Annotated in this window: 20 protein-coding genes; 11 read left to right on the forward strand and 9 right to left on the reverse strand. The window is 51.1% G+C overall.

Annotated elements, in window-relative coordinates; translation table 11 throughout:
- Positions 1-31 precede the first annotated feature (31 nt).
- Genes ACG1VR_RS20055 through ACG1VR_RS20065 form a run of 3 tightly spaced genes read left to right on the forward strand, consistent with a single transcriptional unit; the run spans position 32 to position 3,564 of the window.
- Positions 32-1,174, forward strand: a complete 1,143-nt coding sequence (locus tag ACG1VR_RS20055) for a hypothetical protein (RefSeq protein WP_395489642.1) — start codon at positions 32-34, stop codon at positions 1,172-1,174.
- Positions 1,171-2,151 carry a hypothetical protein gene (locus ACG1VR_RS20060; RefSeq protein WP_395489643.1) on the forward strand — a complete coding sequence of 327 codons (981 nt, stop codon included), beginning with the start codon at positions 1,171-1,173 and terminating at the stop codon, positions 2,149-2,151. Before ACG1VR_RS20055 ends, ACG1VR_RS20060 begins: the two co-directional genes overlap by 4 nt.
- A 27-nt stretch (positions 2,152-2,178) precedes the next feature.
- Entirely contained in the window at positions 2,179-3,564 is a 1,386-nt protein-coding gene (locus ACG1VR_RS20065; RefSeq protein ID WP_395489644.1) for a DHA2 family efflux MFS transporter permease subunit, read from the forward strand.
- Positions 3,565-3,664: 100 nt separating this feature from the next.
- Here ACG1VR_RS20065 and ACG1VR_RS20070 read toward each other — a convergent pair whose 3' ends face one another.
- The 8 genes from ACG1VR_RS20070 to ACG1VR_RS20105 all read right to left on the reverse strand — a co-directional run bounded on the left by ACG1VR_RS20070 (position 3,665) and on the right by ACG1VR_RS20105 (position 12,772).
- Positions 3,665-3,964 (reverse strand): DUF1889 family protein, encoded by a 300-nt coding sequence (locus ACG1VR_RS20070; RefSeq protein WP_039897871.1) that lies wholly within the window; start codon positions 3,962-3,964, stop codon positions 3,665-3,667.
- A gap of 352 nt (positions 3,965-4,316) precedes the next feature.
- Positions 4,317-5,126 carry a CatB-related O-acetyltransferase gene (locus ACG1VR_RS20075; protein WP_395489645.1) on the reverse strand — a complete coding sequence of 270 codons (810 nt, stop codon included), beginning with the start codon at positions 5,124-5,126 and terminating at the stop codon, positions 4,317-4,319.
- Between the two features lie 146 nt (positions 5,127-5,272).
- Positions 5,273-6,511, reverse strand: a complete 1,239-nt coding sequence (locus tag ACG1VR_RS20080) for a cytochrome P450 (RefSeq protein ID WP_395489646.1) — start codon at positions 6,509-6,511, stop codon at positions 5,273-5,275.
- 147 nt (positions 6,512-6,658) lie between these two features.
- A complete protein-coding gene (locus ACG1VR_RS20085) occupies positions 6,659-8,344 on the reverse strand; it encodes a methyl-accepting chemotaxis protein (protein WP_395489647.1) in 1,686 nt (561 codons plus the stop codon).
- A 301-nt stretch (positions 8,345-8,645) separates the two neighbouring features.
- Positions 8,646-9,095: a hypothetical protein gene (locus ACG1VR_RS20090; protein WP_395489648.1), complete on the reverse strand. Its 450-nt coding sequence runs from the start codon at positions 9,093-9,095 to the stop codon at positions 8,646-8,648.
- Between the two features lie 373 nt (positions 9,096-9,468).
- Positions 9,469-10,899 (reverse strand): 6-phospho-beta-glucosidase, encoded by a 1,431-nt coding sequence (locus tag ACG1VR_RS20095; RefSeq protein WP_016534725.1) that lies wholly within the window; start codon positions 10,897-10,899, stop codon positions 9,469-9,471.
- 10 nt (positions 10,900-10,909) lie between these two features.
- Positions 10,910-11,803: a beta-glucoside kinase BglK gene (bglK, locus tag ACG1VR_RS20100; protein WP_395489650.1), complete on the reverse strand. Its 894-nt coding sequence runs from the start codon at positions 11,801-11,803 to the stop codon at positions 10,910-10,912.
- Positions 11,804-12,064: 261 nt separating this feature from the next.
- Positions 12,065-12,772 (reverse strand): GntR family transcriptional regulator, encoded by a 708-nt coding sequence (locus tag ACG1VR_RS20105; protein ID WP_016534723.1) that lies wholly within the window; start codon positions 12,770-12,772, stop codon positions 12,065-12,067.
- 195 nt (positions 12,773-12,967) lie between these two features.
- Between ACG1VR_RS20105 and ACG1VR_RS20110 the strand changes: the two genes are divergently transcribed.
- The 3 genes from ACG1VR_RS20110 to ACG1VR_RS20120 all read left to right on the forward strand — a co-directional run bounded on the left by ACG1VR_RS20110 (position 12,968) and on the right by ACG1VR_RS20120 (position 16,491).
- Positions 12,968-13,282 (forward strand): PTS sugar transporter subunit IIB, encoded by a 315-nt coding sequence (locus ACG1VR_RS20110; RefSeq protein ID WP_016534722.1) that lies wholly within the window; start codon positions 12,968-12,970, stop codon positions 13,280-13,282.
- A gap of 123 nt (positions 13,283-13,405) precedes the next feature.
- Complete coding sequence (locus ACG1VR_RS20115) at positions 13,406-14,728, forward strand: PTS sugar transporter subunit IIC (RefSeq protein WP_016534721.1); 1,323 nt, start codon at positions 13,406-13,408, stop codon at positions 14,726-14,728.
- An 89-nt stretch (positions 14,729-14,817) separates the two neighbouring features.
- Positions 14,818-16,491 (forward strand): carbohydrate porin, encoded by a 1,674-nt coding sequence (locus ACG1VR_RS20120; RefSeq protein ID WP_395489651.1) that lies wholly within the window; start codon positions 14,818-14,820, stop codon positions 16,489-16,491.
- Positions 16,492-16,546: 55 nt separating this feature from the next.
- Here the strand turns inward: ACG1VR_RS20120 and ACG1VR_RS20125 are convergent, their stop codons facing one another.
- Positions 16,547-17,131: a histidine phosphatase family protein gene (locus tag ACG1VR_RS20125; RefSeq protein ID WP_016534719.1), complete on the reverse strand. Its 585-nt coding sequence runs from the start codon at positions 17,129-17,131 to the stop codon at positions 16,547-16,549.
- 221 nt (positions 17,132-17,352) lie between these two features.
- On the opposite strand from ACG1VR_RS20125, the gene ACG1VR_RS20130 reads away from it, so the two are divergent.
- From ACG1VR_RS20130 to ACG1VR_RS20150, 5 genes are all read left to right on the forward strand, one after another.
- Complete coding sequence (locus tag ACG1VR_RS20130) at positions 17,353-18,447, forward strand: adenosylhomocysteinase (protein WP_055696382.1); 1,095 nt, start codon at positions 17,353-17,355, stop codon at positions 18,445-18,447.
- A gap of 122 nt (positions 18,448-18,569) precedes the next feature.
- Positions 18,570-19,160, forward strand: a complete 591-nt coding sequence (locus ACG1VR_RS20135; protein WP_279049753.1) for a cytochrome b — start codon at positions 18,570-18,572, stop codon at positions 19,158-19,160.
- A gap of 16 nt (positions 19,161-19,176) precedes the next feature.
- On the forward strand, positions 19,177-19,713 hold the full coding sequence (locus ACG1VR_RS20140) for a M48 family metallopeptidase (protein ID WP_016534716.1): 537 nt from the start codon (positions 19,177-19,179) through the stop codon (positions 19,711-19,713).
- Complete coding sequence (locus tag ACG1VR_RS20145) at positions 19,691-20,239, forward strand: RNA polymerase sigma factor (RefSeq protein WP_395489653.1); 549 nt, start codon at positions 19,691-19,693, stop codon at positions 20,237-20,239. The genes ACG1VR_RS20140 and ACG1VR_RS20145 overlap by 23 nt, the downstream gene beginning before the upstream one ends.
- The gene (locus tag ACG1VR_RS20150) at positions 20,236-21,030 is read left to right on the forward strand and encodes an anti-sigma factor family protein (protein WP_395489654.1); all 795 of its coding nucleotides are present in this window, start codon (positions 20,236-20,238) and stop codon (positions 21,028-21,030) included. The genes ACG1VR_RS20145 and ACG1VR_RS20150 overlap by 4 nt, the downstream gene beginning before the upstream one ends.
- Positions 21,031-21,032: the final 2 nt, after the last annotated feature.

A 21,032-nucleotide genomic window follows, 5' to 3' on the forward strand; every position in this document is an offset into this window, starting at 1 on the left:
CAAATAATTCATATCATTAGAGGTAATTAAAGTGAAAAAGGCAATACTGGTAGGCTGTGGTGCAGAGATTGGCGCAAACCTGTTGATTCAGAATGATCCGCAGCAGGATGGTTTCGCGATCCAGATGGTCGTGACGAATCCCCCTGCTGTAGATAAACACTATCCTGAACTCCGCCCAATAGACGGCATTGTTGCACGTCTGGCGATGGCTCAGCCCGGCATACAATCCCGGATCAACATTATCAGCAGCAACGCCCTGCAAATTAATGGTCGTGAAATTGGCTTTTTCTTTGGCGATTTAGCCAAAGAGTGCCCACCAGTCGAGGGACGATTCGATATTGGTTTTATAGCGACCAGCAAGCAGGATATGGATCTCAACAGCCCTGTAGCACGCAATATGTTAGAGCTGGCAGACGTAGTCCTGGGCGTTGCGGAGGCCGATAGCCTGCCTGCCATTTACGGCTGTCTGGGCAGCCTGACTGAAGACAATATCAGTACGATACAGCGCCAGGTCGTTAACTCTGGCATGTTCTGCCTGGGCTCCTGCCAGACGAATGGTATGCATGTTTCATTGCGAGTCTTAAGCGACGCGCTGAGCGCTATTAATTGTAACGCTTCACATATTGTGGCGGTTGAAACCGATATTGTGCATCCCGACACCCCCAATGGCGTGCTGGGCACACGCTCGTTTGAAGGGCGAATGCAGGACGCCCGCGACAATCTCCGTCCCAGCTTTTCCCAAATTGCCATGAGCCAGAAAAAAGTAATGCCCTGGGCATCACTGGTGAATACCGTATCGTTACGTGCACCGGTTCATGCCCCGGGTTATCAGATAAATCGCTTTATCGTTAAAGATAATGGCGCGTTAAGCACCAATCTTATTGAGGCGGCAATTGAGCGGGTGAACAAAGCACATCCTTATATTGTCCAGGCCTCACGGACGCCGTTAGGCGGGCGTGCTTATGCTTACGAACAGCGCTGCTCAACCATTCTCTCGGACACTAACCATTTGTTGATCCTTCGTCCGGCGTATCTGGCAAACCAGAATCTCAGCGAAGTTATCATCCAGTCGTTTGTTAATAATACGGTGGGTTACACCGCTGTTGTCCGTTCCGTAGCGCGCAATATCGCGCTGGGACAGCCCGTTGCCACTTTCCCGGGGATTGAAAAATGACCCGTTCACATACCGTTGATTTTTTGAGTTCTGGCTTTGTCGTGAAGACGGCCACGTCGGCAGCGTTTAATGCAAAGCTGAAGGCTGAGGTCGAGCAGATACGCACCTTACACGAAATCTACCCGGAGCTGATGGTTCCGGTTCTGCACGATGGCCTGGCCGCCGGTCGGCAGTTCTACGTTCTTGAAAAGAAAGACGCCCTTCCGCTCTCCAGCATTGTGTTTGATGAACGGCGGTCTCTGGGTGAGAGAAGAGAAATTATCCTGCATGCGCTGGAAAACATCCAAAAAGCAGTCAGCCTGGAGATAAGCAGCCAGTGTCCGCTGGCGAACGATATGCCAGCCAGATTGCTGGAGGAATGGGAAGGCACGCGTTTTGCCCACGAACTGTTTGATAAACCGGTTTTGCTTAACGGCGCTCGCTTCGGCATCACGGCCAGGGAGGTCTTTGAAAAATCGCTGGATATGGCCCGTAGCGAGCAATTCCGTTCGGTGGAAAAAGCTCACTTCAATTTCCATTTTGGCAACGTGCTCTATAACGAGGAGCGATCCCAGACCAGCTTCATTGATCCCGATTTTTCTGTACGAGGCCTCGATCCGCTTTTTGGATTCTCCCGGTTTGCCTTTTCGTTTTGGCATGAACTGGCAGCCGAAGTTGAAGACTCGGTAAAAATCGTACCGATGTCAGACGCGCTTATGTTCGTTCTGGCGAAACAAGACTACGGCAATATCCTGAATGAAATCCCGGAAATAGGAGGCATATCCGGCCTGCTGCCGCTGATGGGCGAAGATATGCGTAATCGATTTTATGTTCTCACAACCTACTGTTTCCTGAGAAGTATTCGTATCAACGGGAGCAAACAGGACTGGAAAGCACCGCGTTCTCCTGTGATAGCACGGCCTGAAGAGGTGCTGATGCTGGGCATGCTGGCTTATCTCGAAGGCGCGGGCGTTGAGAGCGAAAGTCTTTGCGCATAATTTCATCCCAATAAAGGACCTGAGGATATGTCGTTGGTAAGCAGTAGTCACACCTTAGAACAAGGCTTTGAAACGCCGAGGCGCTATCTGGCAGCGGCGGCCATCTTGATAGGCGTTTTGATGGCAGCGCTGGACAGCTCTATTGTCAATATCGCCTTACCCTCCATTGCTAATGCATTACAGGTAGATTCGGCCTCCAGTATCTGGGTGACCAACGGCTATCAGGTGGCGAGCGCAGCAACAATGCTGATTTGTGCTTCGCTCGGCACCAGGATAGGGGAGCGGCGCTTTTACACGATAGGGATGGTGCTGTTTACGCTGTCTTCTCTGGGCTGTAGCCTCTCTCCGACCTTTGGCGTACTGGTTTTCATGAGGGTACTTCAGGGGGTGAGCTATGCGGTCATGATAAGCGTTGGGCTGGGGCTTTACCGGGTTATCTTTCCCCCCGCCGCGCTGGGGACGATATTTGGACTGAATGCGCTGGCATTTGCGGTAGGCACGGCCATAGGCCCTGCGCTGGGCGGCCTGATAATTTCTTACCTGTCCTGGCCCTGGCTGTTTTATATCAACATTCCGCTGGGAGGGCTGGCCATTGTCTTTTCGCTGATCTCATTGGGTATGGATACCGAAAAAGAGAAGGGATTCGACTGGGGAGGGGCGATTTGTTCCGCTGCTGCATTAGGTCTGATGGTTATTGCCGTCGATCAAATCGGGCGCTGGGAAAGTCGTACTCTACTATTTTGCGGCGTTGCGTCTGTGGTGCTCTTCGCCTTCTTTATAAAAGCCCAGATGAGTTCGAATAACCCTCTGTTGCCGCTGGATATATTTCGTTCCAGGCAATATACCTTCGCGGTGCTCTCTTCTGTCTCTATGTTCGTTGCACAGGGGATGGCGCTGGTGGGGTTACCCTTTGTGCTACAGCACACTTATCACTACTCTGTGCTGGAATCAGCATTCATCTTTACCCCATGGCCGCTAGCTGTGGCGTTCTGCGCGCCGCTTGCAGGGAAGTTGTCGAACCGTTTCAATCCGACCCAGATATCCACCGTTGGCGTGGTGATATTTAGCCTCGGCCTGGGCTCACTGACGCTATTGCCGGATGCTGCGACGGTGAATGATTTTCTGTGGCGCGTGGCGGTTTGCGGGATTGGCTATGGTCTGTTCCTGCCGCCAAACAACAAAGAAATGTTTTTAAATGTCGCAGCAAATCGGACGGTAACGGCCTCCGGAGTACTGTCAACGGCCAGAACGGCAGGGCAATCTATTGGTGCCGCGCTGGTTGCGATGATCATTGCGTTGTTGAATGGCTTAACGGGGGACGCGGGCGTTCAATTTGCCGTATATGTGTTTGGGATGGCCTGCGCCATAGCGGCAATATCGTCTCTTGCCAGTACGCTACGCCTGCATCGCTAATGGACTGAGGCAAGCCTGGAATTATGCCAGCAAGAGCAACAAACAAAAAGGGCTGACGATATCGTCGGCCCTTAGTTTTTCAGGAGAGCTGATACTTAACTCATACCAGCGCGCGGAGTTCTTCTTTCATATAAGAAGAAAAGTATTCCGGGTGTTTGGCGATAACACGATCGCCAGCCTCAATTTTATCGGCCCAACTGGCCAGTTTTTTCGTGAACTCGGCGTTCCAGCCTTCCTGAGTGCCTCGCGCTGTAATTTCAGCTGCGCTGGCCGGCACTCCTAACTGCTTCAAATACTTGAGCATTTCCTTCGCTGTACTTTCGTCCATCGGATGTGGTGCAGATGCGGATGTATTCATACCACCAATGAAGTCTAATGCTTTATCAATTACCTCTGGCATATTTTTATCCTTAAAATTAACCACTTAATCAATAAGACTATAGTTCGCAAGATTAAAGATATCACTAATCCTGATTCATTTTTTCAGGGTCAGTCACGTTTAGACCCCTATAAAATCCTGATAGACGCCACAACCAACCGATAAGAGCCAAAGCCCATTCTTCAACACCTTTACAGCTGAGTAAAAAACGAACCTTTACAAGCGTGCGATGATGTTTTTATAAGTTATCATCATAATTTTATTAAATTATATAAGCCAAGTGCTTTAATATTTATTTTCAGCCAGATTAAAAAATTAAGATTTCAAATCTCCCATGCAGAACCCCTCCCCTGTCAAAAAATGCAACCAACTATCACAGAGATCTAAAATCTTTAGAAAGATCAAAAGATTTATAATGCCTCTTCTTTAAACTTCCGTCAGCAATCCGGTCGTTCATTTCTTTTATAAAATAATCAATATCATCACACTTATTATTATCCGGGAGATCCGGGTAGTTATACTCCCACCATTTTATTGATAATAATTCTTTAACGACATCAGTATTGAATCGATATTTAATAACCCTGGCAGGGATGCCACCCACTACCGCATAAGGAGGTACGTCTTTTGTCACCACCGAGTTTGCCGCAATAACAGCCCCATCTCCAATCGTAATTCCGCCTTTCAAAACCACGTCGTTGCCAATCCAGACATCGTTACCTATAACCGGATTTTTTTGAGTAGTATCAAACGGTTTTAATATCCACTCGCTATTAAATTCAGTCCTTGCATACCGATCAAAGTCCCCGTTGTAGGTCAGCATATGCGTGGTAAATCTATCCATTGGATGATTCCCTCCCATTATCTTCACATGTGAGGCAATGCTACAAAATCTACCGATAACAACGTTTCCTGAAAAATGGCAAGTTGGGAATGAAAATGCGCCCACGCTGGAAAAATTCCGCACCGGCATTGTTGAATATTCTTCGGCTATGACATTATCGTCGATTTTAACTTTATCACCTTTAGCGAGGCGTAATAAACTCTTCTCTTTATAAACCTTCTTACCTTTATGCCCCAGGAAAATATGATTATCTGCGCAATACTCATGATGTTTGCGGGTCCATCTAAATGCATATCCATTATTATTTTCTTCAGTAAACTTAAATAATTCACTTTTCATATTCACAGAATCTATAAAATTAGTCTAATATTAAAAATAACGATAACCCACAAGCCTATTTTTATCAATATCCACCAGGAAGTTAATACATAAATCTGTGACTGACCAGAAATAGGCAATGCGTACTTTTTAGGTTAGAAACTGAATCATTCACAAGCGCCGTTAACAAAATGCAGGGGAAGCACGTCGAGAGAACGAAGGATAAGACTCCGCTGCGACCAGGTGGCCTCACCTGACTGCGCCAATCTGCCCTGAGTAAACAATGCCGTGGCCATTTGTTCGGCCTGAAACTGCGCCAGGAGTTGGCCTATGCACTGATGCATACCGATGCCAAATCCTAGCTGACGCTGAGCGTTTTTCCTGCCAGGGGTGAAACTGGCAGCATCTTCAAAAACGGACTCATCGCGGTTAGCTGAGCCCAGGCACAACAGTAAATTATCGCCCGACCGTAATTCTCTGCCGTGGAGCTCTGTCGGAGACTGAACTTTGCGGCGCACCATTTGCAGCGGAGATTCAAAGCGCATTGTTTCGGTCACAATGTCGCGCATTCGTAGCGAGCCATTTTGCACCCCTTTCTGTAGCTCAGTGCGCTGCGCCAGCATCAATAGCAGGTTTCCCGTCAATGCCTCGCTGGTTTCACTGCCACCTATCAGCATAGTGATACAGTCCGTACTGAATCTCTGTTGCAACGTTGCCAGGTCGCCATCATAGCCTTTCACCAGCGAGCGGAAAAACAACGAGTCATAACCCGCTAAATGGGCCTCCAGCAGCTGATTAAAACCTTTATCCAGTTGGCTCATCGCCTGCATAAGCTGTTTTAGTCCAGCGTCATCAATTGCGCTGGGATCGAGCAATAAACGAATCGAGGTCTTTTCCCGCTCAACAATCTCCTGCAGCTCCGGCGGTAGATTAAGCCAACGGGTAAATACCTGCCTCCAGAGCGGTGCAGCAAAATCGCGGATGCCATCAAAATGCCGCCCAGCGGCGGCGTGAGTTGCCAGCCTTTGAGCCTGCCGGGTAACCATCTCACTCACTTCATTCCAGGCTTCACCCTTGAATAATGCCTGCAGCGCCAAACGGTGAGAGGCATGTCGTTCGCCATCCTCAAAAAGTACAATCCCGAAGAGAAAAGCGCGCAAGGCGGGAGAAAACTCAAAACCCAGACGATCCAGTTCGTTATGCAGTTGTTCCGGAATGCCTGAGCTAATAAAAGATCGATTCTTTAAAACGTTAGCAATGTCATGATAACGCGTAAGTATCCACGTCCTGCCGAGGCGAACCAGCGGCTGCTCGCCACGCATATTGCTGTACACTGCGTAGAGATTAGCGTGGAAGTCGGGAGAGGCTGGGTTAAAACGGAGCAATTTGTTACGCGTTTGAGTCATGCCAGAACCCTCGATAACGTGACGAATATCACATTGAGTTAAGCAGACGTCCGTTTCACGTCAACGACAAACTGATTAAATTTCACACAAAAATAAAGACTCGAGCAAAACTCGAGCCTCCTTTTTAAATCAGCGAGCGGTAACCCCTTAGAACTGTTCCCAGTTTTCAGACCCGGTTGCCACCGCTGCGGGCTGGCGTTTGATAGCCTTTGGTACAGCAGGAGACGGGCGAGCGTTCGCGGCAGCAAGTGACTGCCCGGTATTAAAGATGCTCATTAGCTGCACTAATTTGGCGGCCTGGTCGCTCAGGCTATCTGCGGCGCTGGCAGATTCCTCAACCAGGGCGGCATTCTGCTGGGTCACCTGATCAAGCTGGGTAATCGCCACGTTAATCTGATTAATGCCCTGCCCCTGCTCTTCGGTAGTCACGCCTATCTCGGAGATCAGGCCCGCAACGCGGTGAGACTGTTGGACCAGGTCATCGATCGTAACGCCCGCCGAACTCACCATATCCGATCCTTTTGTCACCGTACGCATGCTGTCCTCAATCAGTGCCTTAATTTCGTTAGCCGCTGAAGCAGATCGCTGTGCCAGGGAACGAACCTCTCCGGCTACGACCGCAAAGCCACGCCCGGACTCGCCGGCACGGGCCGCTTCAACCGCGGCATTCAGCGCCAGGATATTGGTCTGGAAAGCAATACCGTCGATAACGCTGATGATATCGCCAATCTTCTGCGAGCTGTTGCTAATTTCCTGCATGGTCAACACAAGGTTATTCACCGCGTTGCCGCTTTTGGTCGCGGTCTCGCTGGCGGAGTTTGCCAGGCGAGTAGCCGCCCGAACCGTCTCGGCGTTCTGCTGAATGGTCTGGCTCATTTGCTCCATTGAGGCCGCGGTTTCTTGCAGGCTGGCGGCCTGCTCCTCGGTGCGCTGACTCAGGTCGGTACTGCCGGCAGCAATCTCACTGGCGCCGATTGAAATGGAGTGGCTGCTGTCGCGTACCTCGCGGACAACACCCAGCAGGCGGGTGCGCATCGCATCCATCGCGGCAAGCAGGCTGCGGGTATCGCCAGCCTTCAGCTCGACGCCAGTATTGAGCTGCCCTTCAGAAACTTGTTTAGCAACTAAAGCGGCATAAGTTGGCTCACCGCCAAGCTGCCCTTTAACCGCGCGGCTAATTCCCCAGGCTATCAGCGCGCCAATCAGGGCACTGATAATAGTAATAATAAGCAAAAGGTTACCGGCATAATGAGCTTCTTCAACATAATGACGGGACATACTAACCGTAGAACCGGAGTGATCGGAAATCATGTCGCTAAGCGCATCCAGCACCCGAGCCTGAGGGCCGATAACTTCATTAATCACCAGCGCACGGGCAGTGTCGTACTGCCCGGCAGCGCTCACTCCCATCACTTTGCGCAGCGCCTGTGAATAGGCGGGGCGAACGTTATTCAGATTGTCGAACAACTCGCGGGAACGCTTGAGCTTCAGCGCCTTATCCAGCTGCTGTAACAGGACGTTGTTATCGGCGATGCGCTTTTCGAGCACCAGGTTGGTTTTTTGGATGTATTCCCGGCTCTCTTCTTCGGTATGCGGCAGCGTGGTGTACAGCGCCATATCGCGAATATCGTGGGCGTTATCGGTAATGTTGTCTTTAATTTTTACGATAGTCAGTAAATTCACCAGGCGAACATTCGCGGCGTAATTAAGATTATTTCCGACTGAAACCAACTGCATTCTGGCAAATAATGCGACAAAAAATCCAATGGCGATGACCAGCGCAAAGCCGGCACCCAGCATGGTGCTGAGTCGCATATTTTTCAGTTTGTTCATAAATCCCTCTGAGCTTTTATGGTTATATCGCAGGCAAGAAGAGGAGGTAATCGGTAGAAATCACATCAACGGTTGCGACTATAGTTTTAAAATTATCAAAAAAAACATCGGCAACGAAAATGAATTCTTTAGCGCTATTTATGAATTTTTAACAATAGCAAAATAATGACAAAAACATTACGGCTAACGCAGGCGTAATTTATATAATCAGAAAGGAATAAAACTACTATATTTAGGGATAGCAGCCCCGCACCTTTTTGTGGTTAACGGGGTTTTAATTAAATTAAAAAATCATTGATGATTATTTATCGGCAATGAAGTGGTCGTCTTCACCTACCGGGATGTAGACACGCACCCACTCCTTACCGTCAACAATATCCCAGCTGTGGCCTTCTCCTGCTGTGTCCGCCGCAAGCAGTACCGTTCCAGGCTCGATAATGAAGGTGGAGCCATCGCTGACCTTAAACTTCAGCTTGCCCTTCAGGGTCACCACATACTGTTTTTTCGGTGCCGGATGAACGCCTTTTTGCCACTCTTCAAAGGTGTTGCTGAAATAGAGATCCTCGGAGGAGAGCTTTGCCAGAGAGGGAATGGAGCCCTTAACAAAGGCGGAGTGATTATCTGCCGTATTAATTAACTTCACTGCCGGAATACGGTGTTCAGCATTGACACTTTTTACTGATTCAGCCTGTCCCACCATAGCAAAAAGCAAACCGGCAGTCGCCAGCAAAAGCCGTATTATTTTTTTCATGATTATTTCCAGAGTTAAGTTCAGCTTATTGTCTTCAGGTGAATCAATCACCAACGAACTGAATAAAATACCGTCGTAGTACATCAGAGGTACATAGCTTCGTCAATATCGCACCATTCATGTTTTTTTAATTAAAAAATTAAATATACATAAAGAAATTCACCGCACTGGAAATAACAGATATTCATTCCATCATAAGTTAAATAACTAGCCGTGGCGGCTGTAATAAGGAGAAGATGAAGATTGCATGCATGAGCCAGATGCTGCCGGGATATCGAAGCGCCACGCTTTCGCCTGATTTACTGAACCAGCTGGCAATAAAAAACGCTGATTGACCGGCAATCAGCGTTTGGAGGGGGCTAACAAAGCGCTATCAGAGTTTTTCGCCGTTAGTCGCGATAACGTCCTGATACCATTTGAAGGATTTCTTGCGGCTGCGGCTCAGGCTGCCGTTGCCTTCGTTGTCTTTATCAACATAGATAAAGCCGTAGCGTTTTTTCATCTCGCCCGTCCCGGCGGAAACCAGATCGATGCAGCCCCACGGGGTGTAGCCCATCAGGTCAACGCCATCTTCAACTACCGCTTTCTTCATTTCGGCAACGTGGGCAGACAGGTAATCGATGCGGTACTGGTCATCCACGTAGCCGTCTTCCTGAGCCACATCAATCGCGCCGAAGCCATTTTCAACAATAAACAGCGGCAGCTGGTAGTGATCCCAGAACCAGTTCAGCGAATAGCGCAGGCCAACCGGGTCAATCTGCCAGCCCCAGTCAGATTTCTGCACGTAAGGGTTGGAGACCAGGCTTTTGCTTTCGTCGTAATCGAACTGCGGGTTATCGGCGCTCGCTTTGGTAGCAAACGACATGTAATAGCTGAACCCGATGTAATCCACGCAGCCTTCGGCCAGAGCAGCCAGATCTTCGCTGGTGATATCCAGCTCAAAGCCACGGCGCTCGAAGTAGTTCAGCAGGTGCTGCGGATATTTACCGCGAACATGCACGTCGGTGAACCAGTAGCGGCGGTGCATGGCGTTCATCGCCATCATCATATCGCCCGGTGCGCAGGTCAGCGGATAGATTGGGCACATGGCAATCATGCAGCCGACCTGCAGCTCAGGGTTGATTTCGCGGGCGGCGCGTACGGCCAGCGCGCTGGCAACCAGTTCATAATGGGAGGCCTGATACATCACCGGCTCGCGATCTTCGCCCGGCTGATATTTAAGGCCGGAGTTGGTGAACGGCGCGAAGTCTTCGTGGAAGTTGGCCTGGTTGTTGATCTCGTTAAAGGTCATCCAGTACTTCACTTTGTGCTGATAGCGGGTGAAGACCACTTTGGAGAAGCGCACGAAAAAGTCGATAAGCTTGCGGTTACGCCAGCCGCCGTACTCGGTCACCAGGTGATAAGGCATTTCGAAATGCGACAGGGTAATAACCGGTTCGATGCCGTGCTTCAGGCACTCGTCAAACAGGTCATCATAGAATTTCAGGCCAGCTTCGTTTGGCTCCTGCTCGTCGCCCAGCGGGAAAATACGCGTCCAGGCAATCGAGGTACGGAAGCATTTGAAGCCCATTTCGGCAAACAGCTGGATGTCTTCTTTGTAGCGATGATAGAAGTCGATTGCCTCGTGGTTCGGGTAGTTTTTACCCTGCAACACGCCGTCGGTAATTTCTCGCGGTACGCCATGGGCACCCGCCGTCATCACATCGGCCACGCTAATTCCCTTCCCGCCTTCTTTCCAGCCGCCTTCCAGCTGATGCGCCGCTACCGCCCCACCCCACAGAAAGCCTTCTTTAAATCCGGACATATTCTCTCCCTCAATTAGAGATCGCAGGATGCGACCGATAGTGCTGATTAAAATGGTAGACCGCGCCGATTAATCCGGCGTCATTGCCGTGGCTGACGGTGTCGATATATTCGTCAATCGTGAACCAGGCGAGATGCTCGCGCAGCAGGGCCAGGAAGCCGGGGCGCTCGACGATGCCGCCGCCCAGCAGAATTTTTTGCGGGTCGAACAGATTGACCAGGTTATAGAGGCCGGTTCCCAGATCGTTAAAGAATTCCGTTACCAGGCGCAGGCAGACCACGTCGCCCGCGTCAAAATGGTCAAAAATCTCTTCGCCGCTGACCTCTTCGAGGGGGCGGCCGGCATAGTCGGCATAGTGTTTACGCAGCGTACGCAGCGTGCAGTTGTCGTTCATGGTGTAGCGGCGAACATCGCGCGGGCCAGGCCGCTCCGTCAGCATGTAGCCAAACTCTCCGGCACGAAAACGTGCGCCATGAACCAGTTGGTTATTACAGAAGATTGCGCCGCCGATGCCGGTGCCTATGGTCAGCACCAGGAAGTTGCTCATTTCACTCGCTTTGCCCTGCCAGCGTTCGGCCAGCAGCACGCAGTTGGCGTCGTTTTCAATGGCAACAGGAAGTTGGGTTTGCTCTTCAAGCCAGGCTTTGATGGCGAAGTTGTCGAAGCGGCGAATGGCACCGCCCATTTCGATGAAACCGGTGTGGGGATTAACGTAGCCCGGTGCGCTAATCGCAATCCCTTCACATTCGGGATGTGCGGCAATCCAGTTCAGCATGGCCCGCAGGATTTGTTCGCCGTCGCTGTCGTTGATTGTCTCTTTGTCTTTTTCCAGCATCTCGCCCTGAGAGGTGATAATGCCCATTTTCAGCGCTGTGCCACCGATATCAAACGCGGCAATTTTCATACGTTAATTTCTCCCGGATATACCCGCAGCGGCATATTCCCCGCCTGCAATGGAGAAAAGCTTAATCAATCGAAAGCCTATCCGGCAAGCGTGGAGAAATTACAAAATGAACAACTTATGAACCTGTTAAAATGCATTATTTACAGATAGTTAACTATGCTTTTAACAGCGCTTACAGAATAGGTTCATTTATTAGCTGAGTAATGAACCTCTTTTTCGAACAGAACTGTGACAGCCATTGCGAATACGGGCACCCGGACGTTAACCCACTTTGCGCGGCAGAAAATATTTCACCTGAAACTCAAACACGTTGGTATAGAGAATCGAATAGTCAATCGGGCCGTGACTTTCATCAACTGATTGAGTTTCCATGCGAATAATCGGATCACGCACGCTGATGTGCAGCAATTTGGCGATGTCGCTCGGCGGCAAAAGCGGCTGAAATGACTCGTAGCAGCCGTGAATTTTAACGCCGCACTCATCTTCAATGTAGGAAAATTTCGATCGTTTCATATGGTTCACCGTCAGGTCAGGGAAGCGGTTAACCGACAGCCAGGTCTCCTCCACCTGCATCGGCACGTTGTCGATGTGGCGCAGCCGCTTAGCGTAGTAAACCGGTTCGCCAATCGCCAGCTGCAGGCGGCTGGCTATCTCTTCGGAGGCCTGCTGTAGCTCAAACCTCAGCACCTGGCTTGAAGGTTTTTTCCCTTCGCTTTTAGCGATTTCCGTAAAGCTGTCCAGGTGGGTCACCGAGGCCTGGAAATGTTTGTTTCGCACATAGGTGCCGGACCCGTGCCTGCGCTCAATCAGGGCCTCATCTTCCAGCACCCGCAACGCTTTACGCAGCGTATTGCGCGAGACATTGTAGAACTCAGCAAGCTCTTTTTCCGGCGGGAGGCTGTCGCCGATATTGTAGGTCGGGCTGCTGATCCTGCTTTTTAGTAAGTTAACAACATCTTTGTAAACCACTTTTGAACCTCCCTATTTCATTAAAAAACAATTAATTACTATCTTAATCGCATTTGAAATTCAACACATGTTCATTTTTATCTTATTTATTGCACCACTCTGTGGTTACTAACTGTGATCGAAATGGCAGATGAAGAAATTGATATTCATTAAGTTAGCCGCTGTCTGATTACCAACAAAGAGTTAAGGGTAAAAATGAAGAATATTTTATTGGTTTGCGCCGCAGGGATGTCCACCAGCATGCTGGTTAAAAGAATGAAAGAACACGCCGAGGCGGGAAATATTGAGGTAAATATCAACGCACTGGCAATCTCAGAAGCCAAAGAAATAATCAAGAAAAATGGAGCCGATGTTGTTTTACTTGGCCCGCAGGTTCGCTTCCAGAAAAGTGAAATAGAGGATGTTGCACAGGGTAAAATCCCTGTTTCAGTTATTGACATGAAACACTATGGGCAAATGGATGGAAAATCCGTTTTAGATACCGCATTAAATCTTTTGGCCAGTCATTAATTAGCGCCGCGTATAACATAAATAATTCATTGAATTTATCGTCACTTCTCTCGAGCTCCATCTCGTATTTCGTCGATAAATTCAAACAATTGTTCAATATCCTCTTATGATAAAGGGCTCATCATGAGTATAATGAATGCCTTTGAACGCGGTATGGAAAAACTTCTTGTTCCTATTGCGATTAAATTAAACTCTCAGATACACATCTCGGCTATCCGCGATGCTTTTATATTGTCATTCCCGATTGTCATGGCCAGTTCTCTGATCGTGCTGATCAACTTTGCTATTTTGTCTCCGGATGGCTTTATTGCCTCGCTTTTGCATTTAGGCACGTTATTCCCGAATTTAGCCGAAGCGCAGAAGATCTTCTCGCCGGTGATGAACGGTTCGGTCAATATTATGTCGATAATGATTGCCTTCCTGGTGGCGCGTAATATCGCCATTAGCTACCAGCAGGACGACCTGCTGTGCGGCCTGACGGCAATCGGCGCGTTCTTCGTGGTCTACACGCCTTACCAGATGATAGACGGCTCGGCTTACCTGACAACCCAGTATCTCGGTCCGCAGGGGCTGTTCGTCGCTATCATCGTGGCGCTTATTACCGGCGAAATTTTCTGCCGCCTGGCGCGTAATCCGAAAATCACCATTACTATGCCAGCGGCCGTTCCACCTGCGGTTGCCCGCTCCTTCAAGGTGCTGATCCCTATTTTCTTCGTGATGATTTTCTTCTCGGTGCTGAATTACTGCCTGACAAAAATCTCACCTAACGGCCTGAACGAACTGATTTATACCCTTATCCAGGCACCGCTTAAAAACATGGGCACCAACATTGTTGCTGTTCTGGTACTAGGCGTAGTAGCTAACTTTCTTTGGGTTCTGGGTATCCACGGGCCAAACACCGTGGCCGCTATTCGCGAGACTATCTTCTCCGAAGCCAACCTCGAGAACCTCTCGTTTGCGGCCTCCAACGGTACCACCTGGGGCGCGCCTTACCCGATAACCTGGGGCGGTATCAACGACGCCTTCGCCAACTACGGCGGCTCCGGGATGACGCTTGGCCTGCTGCTGGCGATATTTATTGCCTCACGCCGCGCCGACTATCGCGATATGGCAAAAATGGCTTTTGTTCCCGGCCTGTTTAACATCAACGAGCCGGTTATTTTTGGCCTGCCGGTAGTGCTGAACCCTATTCTGATTATTCCTTTTATTACCGTACCCTTCGTCAACTCGCTGGTAGGTTATTTCTTTGTCAGCATGGAGATTATCCCGCCAATTGCCTATGCGGTGCCGTGGACCACACCGGGGCCGCTGATAGCCTTCTTTGGTACAGGAGGAAACTGGCTCGCGCTAATTGTAGGGCTGCTGTGCCTGGCCATCTCCACTTTAATTTATTTACCGTTCGTTATTGCCGCTAATAAGGTAAATGCAGTTCAGGCGGCACAATAGAAAGTACACCGATGATAGCGATTTAATTTTCACCTGCCTCCGGCAATTAATGTCGGAGGCAAATAATAATTATACTTCTGGGGTATTCTATGAATTCAAATTTATTGAAGGTCAGTCTATTGTCTTCAGCTATCCTGTTAGCGTTATCCTCAACCAGCGCAGTAGCGGCAAAATTAACGGTTGAGCAACGTCTGGAGCTGCTGGAAAGACAATTATCAGAAAACAAATCCGAACTAAATAAAACACAGAAAGAGTTAGCTGTTTATAAAGACAAGGTTGTTCAGCTACAAACCTCAGGCAACAATAATCAATCCAGCACGGCGAATGTGAACCCTACGGTATATTCTCCGGTTGCAGATAACATCGAAAATGAAAATAATCATTTTGGCACTAAGCCTGCGCCAACGCCGGTTAAAGGCGACCAGAGAATTGCCGTCGCCAATAAAAAAGACGGTAAAACCAGCGTTGAAAGCGTGACGCTGAAAGACATCAGTAAATTTATTAAAGACGATATCGGCTTCAGCTACGAAGGCTATTTCCGTTCCGGCTGGGCCGCCGGGAACCGTGGTTCGGCGCAAACCTATGCCGCCGGGTCTCTCGGTCGTTTTGGTAACGAAATGAGCGGCTGGTTTGACTTAACGCTCAACCAGCGCGTCTATAATCAGGACGGCAAAACCGCCAACGCCATCGTCACCTATGACGGTAACGTGGGCGAGCAGTACAACGATGCCTGGTTCGGCGACAACAACGGCAATGAAAATATCATGCAGTTCAGCGATATCTTCCTGACCACGCGGGGTTTCCTGCCGTTTGCGCCGGAAGCCGACTTCTGGGTGGGTAAACACAAGTTGCCGGAATACGAAATCCAGATGCTCGACTGGAAGTCATTGACCACGCAGGTTGCCGCCGCCGTGGGGATCCAGAACTGGAACCTTGGCGTGGGCCAGCTTGACGCCTCCGTCAGCCGTAACGACGTCGACGTTTACTCCCGCGACTTTAGCCATACTACGCAAATGAACACCAACTCGGTTGATTTGCGCTACCGCAACATCCCGCTGTGGGAGAACGGTTCGCTGTCGTTGATGGGTAAATACGCCTTCGCCAACAAAACCGACGACCAGAAAACCAATGAAGATAATGGCTCGTTCTTCAAGCTGAAGGACACCTGGATGGCAACGGCCATCGTACGCCAGGATCTGCCGCGCGATACCTTTAACGAGTTTACGTTGCAGGTTGCCAATAACTCCTACGCCAGCAGCTTCGCCAACTTCTCGGGTGCCAGCAACTCAATGGCACCGGGCCGATACTACTATGGCGACCAGACCGACGGCGTGGCATGGCGACTGATTTCCCAGGGTGAAACCTACCTTGCCGACCGTATCATCATGGCAAACGCGCTGGTTTACTCCCACGGGGAAGACGTTTACAGCTATGAAAGCGGTGCCCACAGCGACTTCAACAGCATTCGCGCAGTTATCCGCCCGGCATGGATCTGGGATACATGGAACCAGACCGGCCTCGAACTGAGCTGGTTTGCCCAGAAAAACAAAACCGAGCAGGGCGTGAACCTGAAAGAGTCCGGCTACAAAACTACGCTGTACCATGCTCTGAAAGTCGGTCCGAGCCTGCTCGGCTCGCGTCCTGAGATTCGTTTCTACGGCACCTATCTGAATATCCTGGATAACGAGCTGTCGCAGTTCCGCTTCAACGAGAACAGCAAAAACGAGTTTATGGCGGGCGTTCAGGCTGAAGTGTGGTGGTAATCTTCGGTTAAACACATAAAAAACCCGTCTGCTCAGACGGGTTTTTCTTTTCCAGTCAGCTTGCGGCCGCGCAGCTGTCCGGCACGTTATTCAAGCCTTCCGCTCCGCGAGTAAAAGACTTGAAACGCTGTTGATCATCCAGCTTGATGATGTACAGCGAGTCAAAATCAGAACCCGGCCACTTGGGCACCACCGCCGGATCGCCGCCGGTTTTTTTCACCAGCTTCTGCGCCGCCACGACCAGATTTTTATGCTCCCAGGAGACAAACGTCAGGTGATTGCTGCCCTGACTTTTCAGCAGAGCATCAACCAGGCCATCCGTTTGCTCGGCGTGGTAATGCAGGTCGATAGCCTGTGAAAGTCGAATGGCGGTCGGCGTAATTGTCGTCAGCGGGCGCAGGGAGCTACCGGTTTTGTTCTCTTTCGGCGCAGAGGCATAAATCGCGTCAGGTTTACCGTACTGGCTAAGTAATACCGAAGGCAATTGCAGCGCGCGGTTTAGCCCTTTACAGGTCAGCTGCCCGCTGTTGTTGTCCGGCTTTTCTCCGTGACGTAAGAACACAATCGTGCTGTCCGCACTGGCTATCATCGGGGCAAGTAACGCGGAACCAAGTAATACGACTAGCGCTTTTTTAATCATTTTTCTCACGTTTGGCTGGGGGGAAAGAGACATTAATATAGAGAATAAATCAGCCAATAAAACAAAACTTTGGTAACCAGAAGTCACGCCACTCTCGCCCGCGCATCCGGTTAACAAGCCGCCTGCATTTTGCTATCCTCATGCCCGATATCGTGATGATATATTCTATAAAAATCATTAAAAACAATTAATAAGGAACCTCCGTGAACGCCCAGAACGAGATGTTTATCAAAGAGATTGAGTGGTCCCGTCGCCATATGGTTCGCACCCTGAAGCAGGTTGAAGCGCTGCCTGACTTAAGCCACGTCCGCCTCGCCTGCAATATGCATCTCGACCTGAAGATGATCCCTCTGGTGGAAGGCCTGCTGAAAAAAAACGCCAAAATATTCCTCACCACCTGCAACCCAACCACCGTGCAGGATGACGTGGTGGCTTATCTGGTCGCCGCCGGAGCCGAAGCCAGCGCGTGGCGCAATATGAGCGATGCAGACTGGCGCGATTCCTGGGAAAAAGCCATCGCCTGGCGCCCGACGCATCTTTGCGAAATGGGTGCCGACATCACCACTTTGCTGCACCAGCGCGGCGAATTTGGCGATGTTGTGGCCTGCCTGGAAGCCACCGGCTCCGGGGTTAACCGCCTTGCCGACCTGCGCCCGGGCTACCCAATCTTCAACTGGGACGACCTCCCGGTTAAAGAAGGCCTGCACAACCGCCACATGGTTGGCCTCACCGCGTGGCAAACCTTCTTCCAGACCACTCACCTGACGCTGCATGAAAAACGCGTTCTGGTTATCGGTTATGGCCTGGTGGGCCAGGGCGTTGCCGCGGCGGCCAAAGCCTACGGAGGCCAGGTCATGGTGGCAGAACTCGATCCGGCTCGCCGCCTGCAGGCTGCTTACGATGGCTGGCACGTAGTTGATATTCAAGATGTTATATCCACAACTGACGTAGTGGCAACCGCTACAGGCGCGAAGAAAGTGGTTAGCGCTGCGGTGCTGGATAAGGCAAAAGACGGAGTATTCATCCTCAACGTCGGCCACGTTGCCGAAGAGATCGACTGCGGCTACCTGCAACAATTCCCGAACGAAGAAGTGATGCCGTTTATCAACGCCTATCAGCTGAACGGTAAAACGCTGTACCTGATGGCGAACGGCTCGATGCTGAACCTGACCGCCGGATTCGGCGACAGCCTCAACGCATTTGACGTGACCCTGGCGGTGATGGCGAGCGGCATCAAACACATCGTGACCGACGGCCAGCAGGCAGAAAAAGCCGTCTATCTGCTGCCGCAGTCCGTATGGCAAAAGGCGCTGTAAGCACGCTTTGCATACCGATTATGTAAGGAGCCACCCGGCTCCTTAATTTTTTTCAAATGCCTCCGAATAAACTCCCCCGCCCGATTGTTTACTCCTTACCAGAACCTGAGGAACAAATAATCATGAGCCACCAGCCCCCTGAAGCCCGAGCCGGGCGTAAACGCTACGACGCCTTTAGCATCACCCTGCACTGGTTAACCGCCGGATGCGTTATTTTCCTGTTCGCCAGCGCCCACATCTGGGAACTCCTTGAGCGCGGAACGCCGCTGCGCAAAGGATTACAGTCCCTGCATATCTCTTTTGGCATTCTGCTGAGCGCCATCATCCTGGCAAGGCTGGGCTGGCGCATTAGCGCCGCGTTCTCGCCATCAAGAAAGATGGAGAAAGTGCCGATGCCGGGAGCATTTCGCATCGCCGCCCACGCCACCCACGGCGTGCTGTATCTGCTGCTGATAGCTCAGGCCACGCTCGGCTTTCTGTTCCGCTGGGCGCAGGGAGAGCCGTTTTGGTTCTTCAATATCATTGAAATTCCTGACCTGTTTAACATTGACCCAATGCTGCGCCGTACCTTCGGCATGCTGCATAACAACGTGGCCTGGGCGCTGGTTATTCTGGCCGGCGCACATGCCGCCGCCGCGCTGCTTCACCACTATGTTCTACGTGACGGCACGCTACGCCGCATGCTCCCCGCCTGCAAAGGCCACTCTCGCTAACCCACAGGACAACATCATGAAAACGCATTCAACCGCTAACCTGCTGCCTTTGCTGTGCCTGGTCGCCAGCGGCCTGCTTTACTCCGCCGCCGCCAGCGCAATGGGCGATGACGATTCCAAAACGCCGGACTGCCCAAAAGGCCAGGTTTACGACAGTAAAACCAAAACCTGTCTGGTCGAGAAGAGCAGCATGATCGATGACCAGGACAAAACTCAATATGCTTACCATTTGGCAAAATCTGGCCGCTATCAGGAGGCGTTAAACCTGCTGGATACTTTGCAGCAGCCCAATACTCGCGAAGCCTGGAACTACCGCGGCTATGCCACGCGTAAATTGGGGCGAACTGACGAAGGGATCGGCTATTATCAGCGTTCCATCGCCCTGGATCCGCATTACGCCAAAGTGCGTGAATACCTCGGCGAGGCGTGGGTAATCAAAGGTCGCCCGGACCTGGCTAAAGCCCAGCTGGCGACGATTAAAACGCTCTGCGGAACCGGCTGCGAGGAGTATCGCGATTTGAAAGCCGCCATTGACGGGCACCCGGAGTCATAAGCTTGAGGGCATAAAAATCACCGTCAACGAAGTTCGTTTACAGCTGGGACTGCATCTTGCCCGCCTCTGGCGCTACGGCATGGTGCTGTCCCGCAATCGCGATGTGGCTGAGGATTTGGTTCAGTCTACCTGCGTGCGCGCCCTTGAGCGCGGCGACCAGTTTCAGTCCGGCACCCGAATCGACCGCTGGCTGTTTACAATTTTGTACTCTATCTGGATCAACGAAATCCGCGCCCTGCGCGTTCGCCAGGGCCAGGGCTTTGTCGACGGCGACGAACTCAGCGCCCTGGCCGACGTGGAAAGCACCGAGGATCGCCACCAGTATCACGCCCTGCTACAGCAGGTCAGCGAGCTTCCCGAGGCGCAGCGCAACACGGTATTTTTGGTTTATGTAGAAGGTTTTAGTTATCAGGAAGCCGCCAACACGCTGGCTATTCCCATCGGCACCGTGATGAGCCGCCTGGCCGCCGCGCGCCTGACGCTGGCAAAACAGCTGATGCCGACGATGAAGAAGGAGCTTAAATGACACGTCAATCCTTCTCCGCTCCGTGGAGCGATGAGGCCATCGTTGCCTGGCTGGACGGCGAGATGAGCGCAGCAGAGCGTAGCGCCTTTGACCAGCAGTTGAACAAAGACGACGGGCTTGCCGCTCGCGTGGAGCAACTGATGCAAAGCAACCAGCCGTGGGAGCAGGCTTTTGCCCCGCTGCTACAGGATGCGCCGCTGGAAAAAATGCAGGCCAAACTCCAGATATTGCTTCACCAGCCGGTGAAGGTAAAACCGCAGCCTGAAGGGGTCAGCCGCCGCAGCCTGATTGCCGCCTCGATCAGCTTCCTTGCCGTAGGCGTGCTGGCCGGGCGCTTTATTCATCCTGAGGAGAAAGAGCTTAGCGGTGAGCCGGAAATCCGTGACCTGATAGCCCAGTACATGTCGCTGTACAGCGCCGAAACGCTGGCGGATATCAACGTCACTCCGCAGGCGCTACAGCAGGGGCTAAACCGGATGCAGCAGGACATCGGGCTGACGCTTGCTCAGGACGAAATTCAGCTACCGGAAGCCGAGCTAAAAAGCGTGCGCATGTTGCGTTATGACAGCACATCCATCGCGCAAATCGCCTGGCTGCATGCCAGTTACGGGCCGATGGCGCTTTGTATTTCGCGGGCTAAAACCGCCGGATCGGGCGGGCTGAAACATGAGGTACGCAGAGGCCTGAACCTGGTCTGGTGGCGCGAGAAAGGTTTTGAATACGTGCTGATTGGCCGTAACCCGCAGCAGGACTTGCAAAATAGCGGCGAACTGTTGCAACAGCAGATCTAAAA

The sequence above is a fragment of the Cedecea davisae genome, assembly GCF_044095835.1.
Lineage (GTDB): Bacteria > Pseudomonadota > Gammaproteobacteria > Enterobacterales > Enterobacteriaceae > Cedecea > Cedecea davisae.